The following is a 15,892-nucleotide window of genomic DNA, read 5'->3' on the forward strand; positions in this document are numbered from 1 at the left end:
ATCGGGGCATTTCGCGGGCGACCAACCGAGCGTACGCCGCTCCGCGGCGAGTTGACGTCCTCCGCCGCGCCCTCGCCACGGGGGTGCGGCCGCGCGCCGGGCAGCCGGCAGGGGAGAGGGGCCACCGCGCGGGCGATCCTCCCCGCGGCCCCGCCCGGGACGCCCCCTCCCGCTCCGCTCGCCGGCCGGTGCTCCCGGGACGGCGGCGGCCGCCCCTGCGGCACGGTGACGGCCCGCGCCCCCGACGGGCACCGCCCTCCGCGGGGACGGGCTCAGCGCAGGGCGAGGGGGAGGAGGGCCGCCGTCGCCGCGGATTCGGCGAGGGCGCCGAAGACGTCGCCGGTCACGCCGCCGAAGCGGCGCACGCAACGGCGCAGGAGGGCCTCGGCGGTGAGGAGGGCGAGGGCGACGGCGAGGGCGGCGCGCAGGGGGGTGAGGCCGCCGAAGGGGATGTACGCCGCGGCGGCGAGGGCCGTGCAGGCCACGGGGACGGCGAGGGCCGCGGGCACCGGGACCGTACCGGCGACGGCCGCCCCGAGGCCCTCCGGGCGGGCCGCCGGGACACCGGCGCGGCACGCGAGCGTCAGGGCCGTGCGCGCGGTGACGGCGGCGGTCACGGCGGCGGCGCACCCGTAGACCCACCCGTGCCCGTAGCACCCGGCGACCGCGGCGGCCTGGGCGAGCAGGACGAGGACGAGCACGACGACACCGAAGGGCCCGACGTCGGACTGCTTCATGACGCGCAGCGCGTCCGGTGCCGGCTTGCCGGAGCCGAGGCCGTCCGCGGTGTCGGCGAGCCCGTCGAGGTGCAGCCCGCGGGTGAGGACGGCGGGGGCGGCCACCGCGCCCACCGCCGCGAGCGGCGGACCCGCGCTGAGCGCCCACAGCAGGCCGCCGCAGCCCGCGGCGGCGAGTCCCACGACGGCGCCCGCGAGCGGCGCGGCCAGCATGCCGCCGCGGGCCGCGCGCCGGTCCCACCGGCGCACCCGCACGGGCAGCACGGTGAGGGTGCCGAAGGCGAACCGCAGGGCGTCCGCGGCGGTGGGGCGGGAGTCGTCGGTCACCGCGCGAGGGTATCCGCCCCGCCTCCCCGCCCCGCCGCCCGGGCCGCGGCGAGCAGCAGCACCAGGACGATGCCGGCCAGGTGCTCGTACCCGGCGAGATTCGGGACGGACACGGCCTCCAGCACCATCGCGGCGACGATCGCACCCGCCGTCCACCACGCGCGGTGGCGCAGCGCGACGTACACCCCGAGCGCGACGACCGCCGCGGACGGCCCCGTGTCGCGCACCAGCAGCTCGGCGTGCGGCAGGGCGAGCGGCCAGGGCGGGCCCGCCCACAGGCAGCAGCGGGCGAAGCCGGTGCCGGCGAGCGTGGCCAGCAGCGCGACCGCGAGCGTACGGCGCGGGCCGACCGTCGCCTCGGCGGCGCCGAAGACCACGACGACCTGGAGGACCAGGCCCCACACCGGCAGCTCCGGGTCCGGAAGGAGGAGCGACACCGGCGTGCGCAGCAGCGCCTGCCACCACGGCAGGCTCGCGTAGACCCCGCCGAGGTGCTCCACCAGGGCGGTCGTGGCGGGGCGGTGCTGGAGGAGCTGGAGGGCGAGGACGCCGGCGCAGGCGGCGAGCGTGACCGGCAGGCCGCGCAGGCCGCCCGCGCGCACCCGCGCCCACACGGCGGGGAGGAGCCGCCGCGCCTCCGCGACCGGGCCGCGGGGGCGCGGGTCCGCCGGCAGCGCACGTCCCATGACTGGGGAGCATAAGGCGTAATGTCCTATTTATGGCATTACGCGGGGAGTGCGGCGCGTCTACGCCGTCGCGTCCTCCTCCACCGGCTCCGCGGGAGCCTCCTCCGCGGGAAGCTCGGCGGAGAGCGCCGCGGCGGACTGCACCAGGGGCAGGGCGAGGAGGGCGCCGACGCCGCCGCCCACATGGAGGCCGTGGTCGAACAGCGGGTCGAGCGACACCCGGTCGAGCGCCTTCGCCTGGCCCGGCTCGCCCGTCGCGTGCGACGCCAGCCACCAGTCGGGGGCCCGGAAGGCGACCCGCTGGCCCACCAGCGCGCAGGCCGCGCCGACGACCCCGTCGAGGACCACGGGCATCTTGCGGACCGCCGCCTGGAGCAGGAAGCCCGTCATCGCGGCGTAGTCGGCGCCGCCGACGGCCGCCAGCAGCGCGATCTGGTCGCCCAGCACAGGGCGGGCCCGGCGCAGCGCGTCACGGATCGCGGCGCACTTGCGCATCCACCCCAGGTCGTCGACGCCCGAGCCGCGGCCGGTCACCACGGAGGCGTCCGTGCCGCACAGCGCGGCGATCAGCACGCCGGCCACCGTCGTGCCGCCGACGCTCAGATCGCCCAGCAGGACGAGGTCGGTGCCGCTGTCCGCGTGCCGGTCGGCGATGGCCATACCGCGCCGGAAGGCCTCCTCGGCCTCCTCGCGGGTGAGGGCGTCCTCGACGTCGATACGGCCCGAGCCGCGCCGCACCCGATGCGCCGTCACCTCGGCGGGCAGCTCCGCCGGATCGCAGTCCAGCGCCATGTCGACGACCTCGACGGGCACACCGCCCAACTGCCGCGCGACCACGCTCACCGGGGCCGTACCGTCGAGCACCCCCCGCACCAGCGTGCTCGCCGTCCCCGCGGGCCGCGCGGACACGTCGAGCGCGGCCACGCCGTGGTCCGCGGCGAAGAGCAGCACTCGGGGCGAGCTGATCGGCCGCGCCGGGACCACTCCCTGCACGGCGGTCAGCCAGTCCGCGATCTCCGCGGCCTTCCCGAGCCCGGTCGCGGGCCGCACGAGCGAGCCCCACCGCTCCTGGGAGTCGCGCCGGGCCCGCGCGTCGGGTCGCTCCACGAGGGAGCCGAAGTCGTCGAGTTCAATCCCACTCACCCGCCGAACGTTACCGCCCCCGTCCGGCGGAAGGACCTTCCCCCTGCGCGGGGAGCGGATGCGGCCACGCCGCCGGTTCCCCCCCGGGGCGGGGGCAGCCGTCTGCCCGGCGGCGCCGGAGGGGTTGCGGTCGTTTCCGGGCGGACGGTCGGTGGTGGGTTGGTCGCGCCGTTTCCCGCGCTCCCTGGGCCGTCCCCCGGCCCAGTGGTGCCGTCCCCGGCAGGGGTCAGCGGAGGGGCAGCCGCGTGGTCGGCGGCGCCGGAGGGGTTGCGGTCGTTTCCGGGCGGGCGGTCGGTGGTGGGTTGGTCGCGCCGTTCCCCGCGCTCCCTGGGCCGTCCCGGCGGCGCGGCCGTGACCGGCCGGGCGGGGTCAGCGGAGGGGGAGGGGGAGGCCCGAGACGGTCAGGAGGACGTGTTCGGACTCCGCGGCGACCGCCGCGTTCAGCAGACCGAGCTCGTCGCGGAAGCGTCGGCCCGAGGACGTGGCGGGGACGACGCCCGCGCCCACCTCGTTGGTGACCGCCACGGCGGTGCGACGGGTCGCGCGCCATGCGGTGACGAGCTCGTCGACCCGCGTGCGGACGCGGCGCGCGGCGCCCCCGCGCCAGGTGGCGTCGTCCCAGGCGCCCTCCTCGTCGAGGACGTGCGTGAGCCACAGCGCCAGGCAGTCGATGAGGAGCGGCGGGCCGCCGGCGTCGGCGAGGAGGGGGACGAGGTCGCGGGTCTCCAGGGTGCGCCAGCCCGCGGGGCGGCGTTCGCGGTGGCGGGCGACGCGGTCGGCCCACTCCGCGTCGCCCTCGCGGGTGCCGCCCGTCGCGACGTACACGACCTCCGGGAAGGCGCCGAGGCGCCGTTCCGCCTCGGCGGACTTGCCGGAGCGGGCGCCGCCGGTGACGAGGGTGCGGCGCGGCACGTCCGGCACCTCGTGGTAGTCGCCTGCGACGAGCGTCGTCCCGTCGGGGACGGCCCGCGCCCCGTACGCGGCGAGCCGGCGGCCGAGTTCCGGCTGCGGGGGCGCGTCGTGGCCGATGTGCAGGGCGACGACGTCGGTCGTGCCGGTGACCGCGCCGGCCGCCCGCAGCCGGGCGAGCGCGTCCGGCCGCCCGACCGCGTCGAGCAGCACGAGGTCGTACGGCGGTTCGCCCGGGCCCTCCGCGAGGCCCGCGGGCGCGCAGCCGGGCGGCAGGTAGAGCAGCCGCAGACCCGCGGGCGACTCGACGCCGTAGCCGGTGCCGGGCGCGTCCATGGCCAGCGCCCGCACCTTGTGGCCGGTGATGAGGGTGAGCCGCTGCCCGTCGGGCACGCGGGCGGGTGCGGGCAGGCCCGCCGGGATCTCCACGGCGGGCCCGTCGTGCGGGTGGGAGAGCAGCACGAGCCGCAGCCCGGCGAGGCTGTGCCCGGCCCGCGCGGCGGCCAGCGCCGCCCCGGGGGTGAGGTCGAGCAGCACCACGTCGTCGACGAGTACGGCGCTGGGCGCGCGGCCGCCGTCTCCCGTCGCGAGTGCGCACGCCGCGCAGGGGCAGTCGGGGACGGGCAGGCCCGCGGGCCCCCCGGTGCCGAGCAGAGTCGCTTCCACGGACACGATCGTCTCGCGTCCGGCCGGCCCGGGCGCGCGGGGTCCGCCATGTGGCGACCGCCCACACCCGCCCGTAGTGCGGCTACGCTGCCGGGGCAGGCCCCGTCAGCAGACGTACGAGGAGACCTACATGGCGTGGACGTGGCGGTTCGAGACGGCCGACGGCACCGCGGTGGAGCCCGCGGTGCAGCCCGAGGAGTTCACCACACAGGGGGACGCCGAGTCCTGGCTCGGCCTGTACTGGAAGGAACTGCTGGAGGGCGGGGCGGAGCAGGTCGTCCTCAGCGACGGTGACACGAAGATCTACGGCCCGATGAGCCTGCGCGCCGAGGCCTGAACCGGGCGGCGGGCCCTACTGGTCCAGCGACGACAGCGTGGCCTCCGCGGTCTTCGTCGAACCGTCCCGGTCGTAGGTGACCTTCACCTTCTGGCCCGGCTCGAGTCCGGCGAGGGCCGCGGTCAGCGACTGGACGGTCGTGATCCGCGTGCTGCCCAGCCCGGTGATGACGTCCCCGGCCTCCAGCCCCGCCTTCGCGGCCGCCCCGTCCTTCGTGACGGACACGACCGCCACACCGGCGGGCTGCTGGTCCGGGCCGATGACCCCGCGGACCGTCACGCCGAGCGCCGCCCGGCCGGAGTCGGTCACCTTGCCGTTCTTGATGATCTGGTCGGCGATCCGCTTGACCGCCGACGCCGGGATCGCGAAGCCGATGCCGGGTGCCGCCCCGCTGCCGAGCTGCGGGTCCGTCGCGGCGAGCGTCGGGATGCCGATGACCTGGTTGTCCAGGTTGACCAGCGCGCCGCCGCTGTTGCCGGGGTTGATCGCCGCGGACGTCTGCACCATGGCGGGGATCGTCGCGCCCGTCCCGCCGCCGGACCCGCTCTCGCTCACCGTACGGTCCGTCGCCGACACGATGCCCTGCGTGACGCTGCTGGACAGGCCCAGCGGATTGCCCATCGCCAGCACGATCTGGCCCACCGCGACCTTCGACGAGTCGCCGAACCGTGCGGGCCTGAGCCCCTTCGGGGGCGAGTCCAGCCGGATGACGGCGAGGTCGTTCGCCGGGAAGGACGAGACGAGCTTCGCGGCGAGGGGGCTGCCGCCCGTGGCGAGCGACACCCGGAAGTCGGTGGCGTTGCCGATGACGTGGGCGTTCGTGACGATGTCGCCCTTGTCGTCGTAGACCACGCCGGAGCCCAGCTCCTCGTCGGTGGTGATCTGCACGACCGAGGGCAGCACCTCCTTGACGGTGCTCTCGTAGGCCGACTGGAGCTCGCCGCCGCCTCCGGAGGCCGCGACCGCCGCGGCCGTCGCGCCGGGGGCCGCGCTCGCCGTGTCCTCGGCCCCGCCGCCGCCCGAGCAGGCCGTCACCGTTCCGACGAGCAGGGCGCAGGCTGCGCCGGCCAGGACGCGGGGGCTCCGGAATGCGCTCATGGGAAGAGCCTCGCCCTTCCGCTGCGCGCGCACCCGCCCGCAGCGTCCATCCGTGTCCCGGGGGCACGCCCCGGGCCGCCGCCCGCGGAAGACCGCGCGGCCCACCGCGCCGGGCAGCGCGGGGCGCGGGCCCCACCGGGGGAGGGGGATCGGCCCGGTGTGCGGGCGGGGCGGGCTACGCCCGGATTCCGCAGACGTGCAGGAGCGCGGCGACCGCGCGGTAGGGGTCGGTCCGCCCCGCGGTCTCCTCGGCGTCGAGGAGGGCGGCGAGCGCACCCGGCGCGGAAGGCGCCGTCGCGTGGTCGGGGGCGGTGTCGGTGAAGACCCGCACGCCGTACCAGGTGTGCAGCGGCACGTTGATGCCGGTGAGCGTCGAGCTGAGCGGCGCGAGCCGGTCCGCCCGGGTGGTGAGCCCGAGCCGGTTGACGTACCCCTCGGAGGTGAACGCGTGCAGCGCGGAGGGGAAGTCGCCGAGCAGCCCCGGCCGCATGGCCAGCGCGTCGCCGTTGCGGACGAGCAGCGACAGCAGCCCGCCGGGGGCGAGGACCCGGGCGAGCGCGGCGAGCAGCGGCTCCGGGTCGGCCACGTACATGAGCACGCCGTGGCACAGGACGACGTCGAAGCACGCCGGCCCGAAGTGCCGGCCGGTCTCGCGGCCGTCGCCCTGGAGGACGACGATGCGCGCCTGCACGTCGGCGGGCTCGGCCGTGACGGCGGAGCGCAGCACGCCGATCATCGCCGGGTCGGGTTCGAGGCCGGTGACGAGGTGCCCGGCGCGGGCCAGGCGTATCGCCTGGGTGCCCTGCCCGGGGCCGACGTCGAGGACGCGCAGCCGCCGGCGCGCGGCGTGCGCGCCGGCGGGCGGCGGGAAGTGCAGGGCGAGCTGTTCGTCGAGCTGCCGGGAGACGAGCTCCTGGCGGACGGTGTTCCGCAGCCCGCCGAGGCTGCCCAGCCACGTGCCGGAGCCGCCGTGGAAGCCGGCGGCGCCGGGCGGCCCGGCGTCCAGCCCGGCGTTCAGAGCTTGGCGCCGCGCGCGACCTGCGGCTTCGGCAGCCGCATCCGGCGCATCTGGAGCGTACGCATCAGGCCGTAGCTGACCGCCCGCTTGGTGTTCTGGTCGGGGAAGCGCTCGGCGAGCCGGCGGCGCAGCGCGATCGCGGTGACCACCGAGTCGATCACGATGAGCACGATGACCAGCAGCCACAGGATGAGCGAGAGGCTCTGGAGAGCGGGCAGCAGGCTGCCGATGAGGATGACGATCGCCATCGGCAGGAAGAACTCCGCGACGCGGTAACGCGAGTCGACGTAGTCGCGGGTGAATTTGCGCACGGGTCCCTGGTGAGCGGCCGGGAGGTTGCGCTCGTCACCGTTGGCGAGGGCCTCGCGGCGCTTCGCGAGGTCCTGGCGGCGCGCCTCGCGGGCGGCGCGGACCTGCGACTTGCGGTCGCTCGGCGTGTTGAGCGCCTTGCGGCGGCCGCTCTGGGCCTCGCTGCGCTTGGGCGTGGGGCGACCCTTGGGAGCCTGCGGGTCGCGGATCTGGGCCTCAAGCACGGTGGCTACTGCTTGGGCCTGCTCATCTGGGGTACGACGTCGGAACACATCTCCCAGGTTACGTGGTCCGGCCGCGCTACCCCAGCCCTTCACCTACTCCTCGGGGCGGGGGACACCGAACCGTGATCGTCCTTGGGGAGGAGCGCATCCGGTCCCGAACAGTGCGGTAATGGAACCAGGGCCCGTAGGCTGGGGTCTGTAGAGGTGCTGGAGCAGTTGCCGGAGAAGGGGGCGCGCGAGGCCCATGAGCGGTGTCATGAAGCGGATGGGACTGATCTTCCGCGCGAAGGCCAACAAGGCTCTGGACAGGGCCGAGGACCCGCGCGAGACGCTTGACTACTCGTACCAGAAGCAGCTGGAGCTGCTGCAGAAGGTGCGCCGGGGCGTGGCGGACGTCGCCACCTCCCGCAAGCGGCTGGAACTGCAGCTCACCGAACTGCAGAAGAAGTCGGCGACCTACGAGGACCAGGGCCGCAAGGCGCTGGCGCTGGGCCGCGAGGACCTGGCGCGCGAGGCGCTGTCGCGGCGCGCTGCTCTCCAGCAGCAGGTCACCGACCTGGAGACGCAGCACACCCAGCTCCAGGGCGAGGAGGAGAAGCTCACGCTCGCCTCCCAGCGCCTCCAGGCCAAGGTGGACGCCTTCCGCACGAAGAAGGAGACCATCAAGGCCACCTACACCGCCGCGCAGGCGCAGACCCAGATCGGCGAGGCCTTCTCGGGCATCTCCGAGGAGATGGGCGACGTCGGCATGGCGATCCAGCGCGCGGAGGACAAGACGGAGCAGCTGCGCGCCCGGGCCGGCGCCTTGGACGAGCTGATCGCCTCCGGCGCCCTCGACGACCCGTCGGGCCTGGCCAAGGACGACATCCAGGCCGAGCTGGACCGGCTGTCCGGCGGCAGCGACGTCGAGCTGGAGCTCCAGCGCATGAAGGCGGAGCTGGCCGGCGGCACGGGCACCCCGCAGGCGATCGAGGGCGGCCGGCAGGGCAGCGACGCCCAGGGCCGGCCGCAGGACACCCCGAGGTTCGACAAGCAGTGACGGCGGGCGGTGACCGCAGCGCCGGGTACGCCCGGCGGCGGACACCGCACCGGCGCGGCCGGCCCCTTCCGGGTACGTACGCCCGCAGGCTCCGGTACCTCTCGACCCGCCCGGTCCCCGTACGCCCGCCAGGGCCGCGCCGCTGTTCCCGCACTTCTCCCGCAGTCGTACCGCCCATCAGCCGCAGTGGAGCCGCAACGAGGAGGCCGTCATGATCGCGCGGATCATGGGGGAGGGTCAGGTGAGGTTGGCGGATGCCGATCTCACCGAGCTCAACACGCTGGACGACGAGCTGCTCGCCGCCGTCGAGGCCGGCGACGAGGAGGGCTTCCGGCGCACGCTGGGCGCCCTGCTCGACTCCGTCCGCCGGCTCGGCGCACCGCTTCCCGACGACGCGCTGGAGCCCTCGCAGCTCATCCTCCCCGCGCCGGACGCCACGCTCGACGAGGTCCGGGAGATGCTGCACGACGACGGGCTGATCCCTGGCTAGGACCTCCCGGTCGCTGCGGTCGCCCGCGCGGCTCCCGCGCCGGGCGCTGTGGGCGGGGCTGCTGCTGTGCTGCGCCCTGTCCGTGCTGCTCGCCCTGCTGGGTGCCGTCGAGGGCTGGATCGTCGCCCTCGTGGCCTGGGGCGGTGCCGCCGCCGCCTTCGGCGACGCCCTGCGCAGCCGCCGCGCCTACGCCGCCTCCGCCGCCGAGCGGGAGCGCCGCGCCGCCCTCGCCCGCGAGGAGGAGGCCAGGCGCCGGGTCGCGGAGGAGCGGCTGCGGATCGCCCGTGAGCTGCACGACGTGGTGGCCCACCAGATCGCGCTGGCCAACGTGCAGGCCTCGGTCGCCGCGCACGTCATGGACCGCCGTCCCGACCAGGCCCGGCAGGCGCTCGCGCACGTCCGCGAGGCGAGCCGCTCGGCGCTCGACGAGCTGCGCGCCACGGTCGGACTGCTCCGGCTGCGCGGCGAGCCCGACGTGCCCATGGAGCCCGCGCCCGGCCTCGGCCTGCTCGACCAGCTCCTCGACGGCTTCCGCCGCGAGGGCCTCCAGGTCACGGTGGAGTGCCTGTCGTCGCAGGCGGGGGAGCCCGCGGCGGACACGTGCGGGCCGCCGCTGCCGGTCAGCGTCGACCTCACCGCCTACCGGGTCATCCAGGAGTCCCTGACCAACGTCCGCAAGCACGCCGGGCCCGGTGCCGGGGCGGTGGTCCGGATCCGCCGCGACTCCGGCGCGCTGGAGGTCGTCGTGGACGACGACGGCAGGTGCCCGCAGACGGCTGCCGCGCAGGCGCCCGCGCGGGAACGGTCCGCGGCGCCGCCCGCCGACGCGGGCGGGCACGGGCTGCTGGGCATGTACGAGCGGGCCAGCGCGCTCGGGGGCGTGTGCCGGGCGGGCGCGCGGCCCGGCGGGGGCTTCCGGGTGTGGGTGCGGTTGCCCCTGGCGCGGCGGACGTGCGTCGGGGCTCCCGCGGAGGGGGCGTAGCCCCGGTCGCGGGGTTGCCCACGGGGGTGCCTGGTGCGACGGGACCGTCCGCCGGTGGGTGGTTGCGCGCGCGGTTACCCGCGCCCCTCGTCGCCGCCCCGCGCGGCGTGAGCGCGCTCCTACCGCGCAGGTGAGCGTTTTTCCGGGGCGCGGGGGCCTGCGGCGGGAAGATCGCGCACCGCACCGCACGTGGCACCCCGAAGCGCAGAACGGGCCCGCGGCTCACGCGAAGAGGCGTGAGGGGATGAACGGGTTCGGCGGGCGCATGCCGCGCAGGCAGAGGTAGCCGGCGGTGGTGACCTCCAGGCCCGCGGCGAGGCCGACGTCGACGGCCCATTCCTGCTCGGCGGTGAGCTCGGTGACGCGGACGGGGTGGCCCTCGGGCATCGTGAGGAGCGCGGCGGTCAGCAGGCGGGTCGCGAGGCGGCGGGAGGTCGCGGCGAGGGCCTGGACGCCGCGGTCGTCGGCGTAGCAGTAGCCGCTGCCCGCGAGGTCGTCGACGACGAGGAGCCGGAAGTGGCGCAGGAGCTGCTCGTGGTCGGGGCCGCGGGCGCCGCCGCGGGTACGGCGGTCGACGGAGTCCATGAGGTCGCGGTGCCGCTCCGTGCCCTCGTGGACCGCGCCGTCCGGCGGCGGCAGCCGGGAGGGGTCCACCACGCCGCTCAGCCGCATCGCCGGGTGCAGCGTGAAGCCCGCCCTGCGGTACGTACGGGCCGCGACGGGGCTGCGGGAGCCGCAGACGACACCGCGCAGGCACGCCCGGCCGTGCACCAGGGCCCGCGCCATCAGGGCCTTGCCGACGCCCTTGCCCTGCGCGCCCGGCGTCACCACCAGCAGCGACAGCCCCCAGGTGCCCTCCCGGCGGGAGGAGAGCACCGCACCGACCGGGCCGGCCGTCTCGTCCTCGGCGATCCAGCAGCCGCCCGGGTCGGTACGGGCCAGGTGCCGGGTGCGGTCGCGCTCGCGCTCGTCGGCCGGGCGGGGAGGCACGGCCGACGCGGCCGGGAGGGCGTGCGGGGCGGCGGAGGCCGCGGCGGTGATCTCCCGTACGAGTTCGGCGTCCGCGTCGTCGTCGCGTACCGGTCGAAGGATCACCGCCCCATCATCGCGCCGCTCCGCCGCCCGCTCCAGGGGGCCGAGGCTCCCTTTACGGCAGCGCGAGCATCTGCTCCAGGGCGAGCTTGGCGTAGTGCTCGGTCTCGGCGTCGACCTGGATGCGGTTGACCGGCTTGCCGTCGGCCAGCGACTCCAGCGCCCACACCAGGTGGGGCAGGTCGATGCGGTTCATGGTCGAGCAGAAGCACACCGTCCTGTCCAGGAAGACGATCTGCTTGTCCGGGTGCGCCTTGGCCAGCCTGCGGACGAGGTTCAGCTCGGTGCCGATCGCCCACGCCGAGCCCGCGGGGGCGGCGTCCAGCATGGCGATGATGTGCTCGGTGGAGCCCACGTGGTCGGCGGCCGCGACGACCTCGTGCCGGCACTCGGGGTGCACCAGCACGTTGACGCCGGGGATGCGGGCGCGGACGTCCTCGACCGACTCCAGCGAGAAGCGGCCGTGCACGGAGCAGTGGCCGCGCCACAGGATCATCTTCGCGGCGCGCAGCTGCTCGGTGGTCAGCCCGCCGTTCGGCTTGTGCGGGTTGTAGACGACGCAGTCGTCGAGCGACAGGCCCATGTCCCGTACGGCGGTGTTGCGGCCCAGGTGCTGGTCGGGCAGGAAGAGCACCTTCTCACCCTGCGCGAAGGCCCACTCCAGGGCCCGCCGGGCGTTGGAGGAGGTGCAGATGGTGCCGCCGTGCCGCCCGGTGAAGGCCTTGATGTCGGCCGAGGAGTTCATGTACGAGACGGGCACGGTCACGCCGTCCACCCCGGCGTCGGCCAGCACGTCCCAGCACTCGGCGACCTGCTCGGCGGTGGCCATGTCGGCCATCGAGCAGCCCGCGGCCAGGTCCGGCAGGATCACCTGCTGGCGGTCGGAGGTCAGGATGTCGGCCGACTCCGCCATGAAGTGGACGCCGCAGAAGACGATGTACTCCGCCTCGGGCCGCGCGGCCGCGTCCCGGGCGAGCTTGAACGAGTCGCCGGTGACGTCCGCGAACTCGATGACCTCGTCCCGCTGGTAGTGGTGCCCCAGGACGAAGACCCTGTCGCCGAGGCGGGCCTTCGCGGCGCGGGCGCGCTCCACCAGATCCGGGTCGGACGGAGCCGGAAGGTCGCCCGGGCACTCCACGCCGCGCTCGCTGCGTGGGTCGGACTCGCGGCCGAGGAGCAGCAGCGCGAGCGGCGTGGGCTGTACGTCCAGGGTTTCGGTGGTGGTGGTCACGGGCTCGACGCCCTTTCTTCGACAGCGCAGACCTTTTCGTCTACTTGACGCTATCTATCATAGCCCGTTCGCGTCACATTGACGATGCCCGGACGCGTCAGTGTGACGCATTCGACCGGCACGCGCCTCCGCCCGTCACCGCGGGCAGCGGTGCTGCCGCTCCGGTGGCGCTCTGTGCGAGCATGGGGGGACGAACACCCCCGCGGCCCCGCCGCGGGCGCCGGAATGAATCCGGAAGGGCGCCGGTTAGCAGTCGGTAAGCCAGTAGTCCGTACAACCCGGGAGTGAAGCAGATGACGGTTCAGGACGAGACCACCACCACGGACGGCATCATCCTGTCCGACGCCGCGGCCGCCAAGGTCAAGAGCCTGCTGGAGCAGGAGGGCCGTGAGGACCTCGCGCTGCGGGTCGCCGTCCAGCCCGGCGGCTGCTCCGGCCTGCGCTACCAGCTCTTCTTCGACGAGCGCTCGCTCGACGGCGACGTGGTCAAGGACTTCGGCGGCGTCAAGGTCGTCACCGACCGCATGAGCGCGCCGTACCTCGGCGGGGCGTCGATCGACTTCGTCGACACGATCGAGAAGCAGGGCTTCACCATCGACAACCCGAACGCCACGGGCTCCTGCGCCTGCGGCGACTCCTTCAGCTGAGCCCATGGCGCTCCGCGCCGGGTGAGCTTTTCCAGGGGCGCGGGGAACCGCGCGACCAGCCACGACGTGCTGTCACGTCGTCACCGGCCCGAAAGGGCGGTCCGGCGGAGCCGGGCCACCGGCCGGCGGGTGGCTGCTCGCGGAGTTCCCCGCGCCCCTGCCTGTTGCCCGGCGGCCCCATCACGCCCCCGCGGCGCCGGCCGCGAAGCAACCGCACCCCCGCGCCACCGCACACGCTCACCCCGCGGGGGAGGCGCAAGCCCCCCCCGCGTCCCTGCCCACCCCCCGCGGGGAACCGCTAGCCCAGCGCGGGCCGGGCGATCACGTACGGGGTGTGCGAGCCCTCAGCCGTGGCGGTGAAGAGCCACGACGGGACGAGGGCCTGGCCCCCGCCGGGGAGGAACTGCGGGGAGAGCCCGAAACGGGCCCCGCTGACGTCCACCGGCACGCCCGGCGCCCCCGGCGTGGCGGGGCAGGCGGTCCCCGCGGCGCCCGCGTCCGTGACCGGCTCGCTGCGGCACGCCGAGCCGCCGGGATGCACGGCCTGGGGTTCCGGCAGCTCGTCGAACGCCCGCCGCGCGCCGGTCACCTGCTGCGGGCCGCCCGCGACGAGCCGCGCGAGGTGCCCGTGCGCGCTGACGAGGTGCCCGTCCATCGCGACGCTGAAGCCGGTCTCCCAGCCGCTCGTGGGCAGGCCGCCGACGACCGGGTCCGCGGTCACCGTCCGGGACGCCCCGGCGGTGCGCGACGCATCGACCTCCGCCCCGGACAGGCCGAGCGCGTCGAGGACGGGTGCGGCCGCCGCCTTCGCCTGCCGCTCACCGACCGGCTCGTGGCGGTCCGAGGGGATGATCACCGTGCCGGGGGCCACGGGCGTGGCGCGGTAGCTGCCGCTGCCGTCCCTCGCGGGCGGCGGCACCTTCGGCTTCGCCGGCGGCGCGATCGTGCCGGGCCCGGGGAGGCTCTGCCCGTTGCGGGCGTAGGACCAGGTGCCCGGCGCGTCCGCGGCGACCATCAGCGCCGGGCCCGTACCGTCCCGCGCGCCGACCCACCAGGAGCCGTGGTCCTCGACGGCGGGCCCGGTCAGGCCGAGCGCGGTGGCGAGCCGGACGACCGCCGCGCGGTCGGGGCCGGCCGCCGCGGGGCGGTAGAGGGGCGTCGGGCCCGGGACGTCGTCGGGCAGCGTGCCCGTCAGCCGGTAGGGGCCGGAGCGGGCGGGCAGTGCGGGCGCGGGGAACGTGACGCCGGGGTCCGAACGCGCGTAGGGCGTGTGCTCGACCGGCGCGACCGGGTGGACGGGGCCGCCGCCGACCGCGCTCACCGCCAGGCGGGCCGCGCCCGCACCGGCAGCCAGCACCGCTGCCACGGCCGCGCCGATCACCAGCCGCCGCATGCCGTCCCCGCGGCCGGCCGCCCGGCCGGCCGCCCGGCCGGCCACCTCCGCGTGTTCGTGCTCGCCGCTCATCGCGCGCCCTCCTCGGCTCCGTCACCGTCAGGTGCCGATGGGACGCGGCGGACCGTGCGGCGGTTCCGCGGCGGGGGGCGGTTCAGTCCCCGTAGTCCGCCATGCCCGCCACCACGTGGGCGGTCGCGTCCGGGACGGTGATGCCGCGCGGCCCCGCGGCCCGCTCGGCCGGGACGGCGGCGGGGGCGGTGTGCCAGTGCGCGGCCATCTTCCGGCAGTCGCCGATCAGCTCCTCCATCGAATCGGGCCCGGCGAGCGGGGCGGGGGCGATCGGGGACGTGGTGGCCGTGCGGTGTGGCGTAGCGCTCATACCTCCGACACTGGCACGCCCCGGCCGGGGGAGAAAGCCCTACTATCGGGTAGTTCCGCCGGGCGCCCGGTCCCGGCACACATGACCCCGGGCGAACGGCGGATCTCCCGGCCGCCCGGCGGATTGCCGGTAGCGTGGAGGACTGCCCGGACCCACGCAACCCCCGGATCCCATTCCCCCGTCACCAGGAGCCCGCCGCCGTGCGCATCGCCGTCACCGGATCCATCGCCACCGACCATCTGATGACCTTCCCCGGCCGCTTCTCCGACCAGCTGGTCGCCGACCAGCTGCACACCGTGTCGCTGTCCTTCCTGGTCGACTCGCTGGACGTCCGCCGCGGCGGGGTGGCCGCGAACATCTGCTACGGCATGGGCCTGCTCGGCACCCAGCCCGTCCTGGTCGGCGCCGCGGGCAACGACTTCGGCGAATACCGCGCCTGGCTCCAGCGGCACGGCGTCGACACCGCCTCCGTACGCATCTCCGAGGTGCTGCACACCGCCCGCTTCATCTGCACCACCGACGCCGACCACAACCAGATCGGCTCCTTCTACACCGGTGCCATGAGCGAGGCCCGGCTCATCGAGCTGCAGCACGTCGCCGACCGCGTCGGCGGCCTCGACCTGGTCTCCATCGGCGCGGACGACCCCGAGGCGATGATCCGCCACACCGAGGAGTGCCGTTCGCGCGGCATCCCCTTCGCCGCGGACTTCTCCCAGCAGATCGCCCGCATGAACGGCGACGACATCCGCGTCCTCGTCGACGGCGCCGCGTACCTCTTCAACAACGAGTACGAAAAGGGCCTCATCGAGTCCAAGACCGGCTGGACCGAGGAGGACATCCTCGGCCGGGTCGGCGTCCGCGTCACGACCCTCGGCGCGCGCGGTGTCCGGATCGACCGCAAGGGCGAGGAGCCGATCGAGGTCGGCTGCGCACAGGAGCAGGCGAAGGTCGACCCGACCGGCGTCGGCGACGGCTTCCGCGCCGGCTTCCTGTCCGGCCTGGCGTGGGGCGTCAGCCTGGAGCGCGCCGCGCAGGTGGGCTGCATGCTGGCGACCCTGGTCATCGAGACGCTGGGCACGCAGGAGTACGAGCTCAAGCGCACGAACTTCATGGAGCGCTTCACCAAGGCCTACGGTGACGCCGCCGCCGAGGAAGTCCGCGCCCACCTGAGCTGATCTCCCC

The 15,892-nt window shown here is 75.7% G+C and carries 16 protein-coding genes and 1 pseudogene; 6 read left to right on the plus strand and 11 right to left on the minus strand.

Going from position 1 to position 15,892, the window contains the following annotated elements:
• Positions 1–272: 272 nt before the first annotated feature.
• The 4 genes from ACH4SE_RS23710 to ACH4SE_RS23725 form a co-directional block, all read right to left on the minus strand.
• Positions 273–1,064 (minus strand): adenosylcobinamide-GDP ribazoletransferase, encoded by a 792-nt coding sequence (locus ACH4SE_RS23710; RefSeq protein ID WP_398545443.1) that lies wholly within the window; start codon positions 1,062–1,064, stop codon positions 273–275.
• A complete protein-coding gene (locus tag ACH4SE_RS23715) occupies positions 1,061–1,750 on the minus strand; it encodes a hypothetical protein (RefSeq protein WP_398545444.1) in 690 nt (229 codons plus the stop codon). Before ACH4SE_RS23715 ends, ACH4SE_RS23710 begins: the two co-directional genes overlap by 4 nt.
• Before the next feature lie 60 nt (positions 1,751–1,810).
• Positions 1,811–2,893 carry a nicotinate-nucleotide--dimethylbenzimidazole phosphoribosyltransferase gene (gene cobT, locus ACH4SE_RS23720; protein WP_398545445.1) on the minus strand — a complete coding sequence of 361 codons (1,083 nt, stop codon included), beginning with the start codon at positions 2,891–2,893 and terminating at the stop codon, positions 1,811–1,813.
• A 369-nt stretch (positions 2,894–3,262) separates the two neighbouring features.
• The gene (locus ACH4SE_RS23725; RefSeq protein ID WP_398545446.1) at positions 3,263–4,468 is read right to left on the minus strand and encodes a bifunctional adenosylcobinamide kinase/adenosylcobinamide-phosphate guanylyltransferase; all 1,206 of its coding nucleotides are present in this window, start codon (positions 4,466–4,468) and stop codon (positions 3,263–3,265) included.
• Positions 4,469–4,598: 130 nt separating this feature from the next.
• On the opposite strand from ACH4SE_RS23725, the gene ACH4SE_RS23730 reads away from it, so the two are divergent.
• A complete protein-coding gene (locus ACH4SE_RS23730; protein WP_398545447.1) occupies positions 4,599–4,805 on the plus strand; it encodes a hypothetical protein in 207 nt (68 codons plus the stop codon).
• Between the two features lie 15 nt (positions 4,806–4,820).
• On the opposite strand, the gene ACH4SE_RS23735 is transcribed toward ACH4SE_RS23730, so the two are convergent.
• The 3 genes from ACH4SE_RS23735 to ACH4SE_RS23745 all read right to left on the minus strand — a co-directional run bounded on the left by ACH4SE_RS23735 (position 4,821) and on the right by ACH4SE_RS23745 (position 7,454).
• Positions 4,821–5,903, minus strand: a complete 1,083-nt coding sequence (locus ACH4SE_RS23735; protein ID WP_398545448.1) for a S1C family serine protease — start codon at positions 5,901–5,903, stop codon at positions 4,821–4,823.
• Between the two features lie 175 nt (positions 5,904–6,078).
• Positions 6,079–6,855 carry a class I SAM-dependent methyltransferase gene (locus ACH4SE_RS23740; protein ID WP_398545548.1) on the minus strand — a complete coding sequence of 259 codons (777 nt, stop codon included), beginning with the start codon at positions 6,853–6,855 and terminating at the stop codon, positions 6,079–6,081.
• 62 nt (positions 6,856–6,917) lie between these two features.
• Complete coding sequence (locus tag ACH4SE_RS23745) at positions 6,918–7,454, minus strand: DUF3043 domain-containing protein (RefSeq protein ID WP_398545449.1); 537 nt, start codon at positions 7,452–7,454, stop codon at positions 6,918–6,920.
• Positions 7,455–7,698: 244 nt separating this feature from the next.
• On the opposite strand from ACH4SE_RS23745, the gene ACH4SE_RS23750 reads away from it, so the two are divergent.
• From ACH4SE_RS23750 to ACH4SE_RS23760, 3 genes and pseudogenes are all read left to right on the plus strand, one after another.
• Positions 7,699–8,493: a PspA/IM30 family protein gene (locus ACH4SE_RS23750; protein WP_398545450.1), complete on the plus strand. Its 795-nt coding sequence runs from the start codon at positions 7,699–7,701 to the stop codon at positions 8,491–8,493.
• Positions 8,494–8,704: 211 nt separating this feature from the next.
• Complete coding sequence (locus ACH4SE_RS23755; protein WP_398545451.1) at positions 8,705–8,983, plus strand: hypothetical protein; 279 nt, start codon at positions 8,705–8,707, stop codon at positions 8,981–8,983.
• Between the two features lie 25 nt (positions 8,984–9,008).
• Positions 9,009–9,965: pseudogene (locus ACH4SE_RS23760) on the plus strand (sensor histidine kinase); the annotation flags it as partial.
• Positions 9,966–10,187: 222 nt separating this feature from the next.
• Here the strand turns inward: ACH4SE_RS23760 and ACH4SE_RS23765 are convergent.
• The gene (locus ACH4SE_RS23765) at positions 10,188–11,060 is read right to left on the minus strand and encodes a GNAT family N-acetyltransferase (protein WP_398545452.1); all 873 of its coding nucleotides are present in this window, start codon (positions 11,058–11,060) and stop codon (positions 10,188–10,190) included.
• 52 nt (positions 11,061–11,112) lie between these two features.
• Positions 11,113–12,288, minus strand: coding sequence for a quinolinate synthase NadA (nadA, locus tag ACH4SE_RS23770; RefSeq protein ID WP_398545453.1), 1,176 nt, complete (start codon positions 12,286–12,288; stop codon positions 11,113–11,115).
• 293 nt (positions 12,289–12,581) lie between these two features.
• Between nadA and ACH4SE_RS23775 the strand changes: the two genes are divergently transcribed.
• The gene (locus tag ACH4SE_RS23775) at positions 12,582–12,935 is read left to right on the plus strand and encodes a HesB/IscA family protein (protein ID WP_398545549.1); all 354 of its coding nucleotides are present in this window, start codon (positions 12,582–12,584) and stop codon (positions 12,933–12,935) included.
• A 298-nt stretch (positions 12,936–13,233) separates the two neighbouring features.
• Here ACH4SE_RS23775 and ACH4SE_RS23780 read toward each other — a convergent pair whose 3' ends face one another.
• Both ACH4SE_RS23780 and ACH4SE_RS23785 read right to left on the minus strand, forming a co-directional pair.
• On the minus strand, positions 13,234–14,400 hold the full coding sequence (locus ACH4SE_RS23780) for a hypothetical protein (RefSeq protein ID WP_398545454.1): 1,167 nt from the start codon (positions 14,398–14,400) through the stop codon (positions 13,234–13,236).
• An 82-nt stretch (positions 14,401–14,482) separates the two neighbouring features.
• On the minus strand, positions 14,483–14,710 hold the full coding sequence (locus ACH4SE_RS23785) for a hypothetical protein (RefSeq protein ID WP_398545455.1): 228 nt from the start codon (positions 14,708–14,710) through the stop codon (positions 14,483–14,485).
• A gap of 200 nt (positions 14,711–14,910) precedes the next feature.
• Between ACH4SE_RS23785 and ACH4SE_RS23790 the strand changes: the two genes are divergently transcribed.
• Complete coding sequence (locus ACH4SE_RS23790; protein ID WP_398545456.1) at positions 14,911–15,885, plus strand: carbohydrate kinase family protein; 975 nt, start codon at positions 14,911–14,913, stop codon at positions 15,883–15,885.
• Positions 15,886–15,892 lie beyond the last annotated feature (7 nt).

This window comes from Streptomyces sp. NPDC020983, from assembly GCF_044333485.1.
Classification (GTDB): domain Bacteria; phylum Actinomycetota; class Actinomycetes; order Streptomycetales; family Streptomycetaceae; genus Actinacidiphila.

Bases quoted from the DNA above. Each gene is read 5' to 3' on its own strand.
- ACH4SE_RS23775 (WP_398545549.1), top strand. From the start codon at position 12,582: ATGACGGTTCAGGACGAGACCACCACCACGGACGGCATCATCCTGTCC.
- ACH4SE_RS23735 (WP_398545448.1), bottom strand. From the start codon at position 5,903: ATGAGCGCATTCCGGAGCCCCCGCGTCCTGGCCGGCGCAGCCTGCGCC.
- ACH4SE_RS23780 (WP_398545454.1), bottom strand. From the start codon at position 14,400: ATGAGCGGCGAGCACGAACACGCGGAGGTGGCCGGCCGGGCGGCCGGC.
- ACH4SE_RS23715 (WP_398545444.1), bottom strand. From the start codon at position 1,750: ATGGGACGTGCGCTGCCGGCGGACCCGCGCCCCCGCGGCCCGGTCGCG.
- ACH4SE_RS23730 (WP_398545447.1), top strand. From the start codon at position 4,599: ATGGCGTGGACGTGGCGGTTCGAGACGGCCGACGGCACCGCGGTGGAG.
- ACH4SE_RS23785 (WP_398545455.1), bottom strand. From the start codon at position 14,710: ATGAGCGCTACGCCACACCGCACGGCCACCACGTCCCCGATCGCCCCC.
- ACH4SE_RS23755 (WP_398545451.1), top strand. From the start codon at position 8,705: ATGATCGCGCGGATCATGGGGGAGGGTCAGGTGAGGTTGGCGGATGCC.
- ACH4SE_RS23750 (WP_398545450.1), top strand. From the start codon at position 7,699: ATGAGCGGTGTCATGAAGCGGATGGGACTGATCTTCCGCGCGAAGGCC.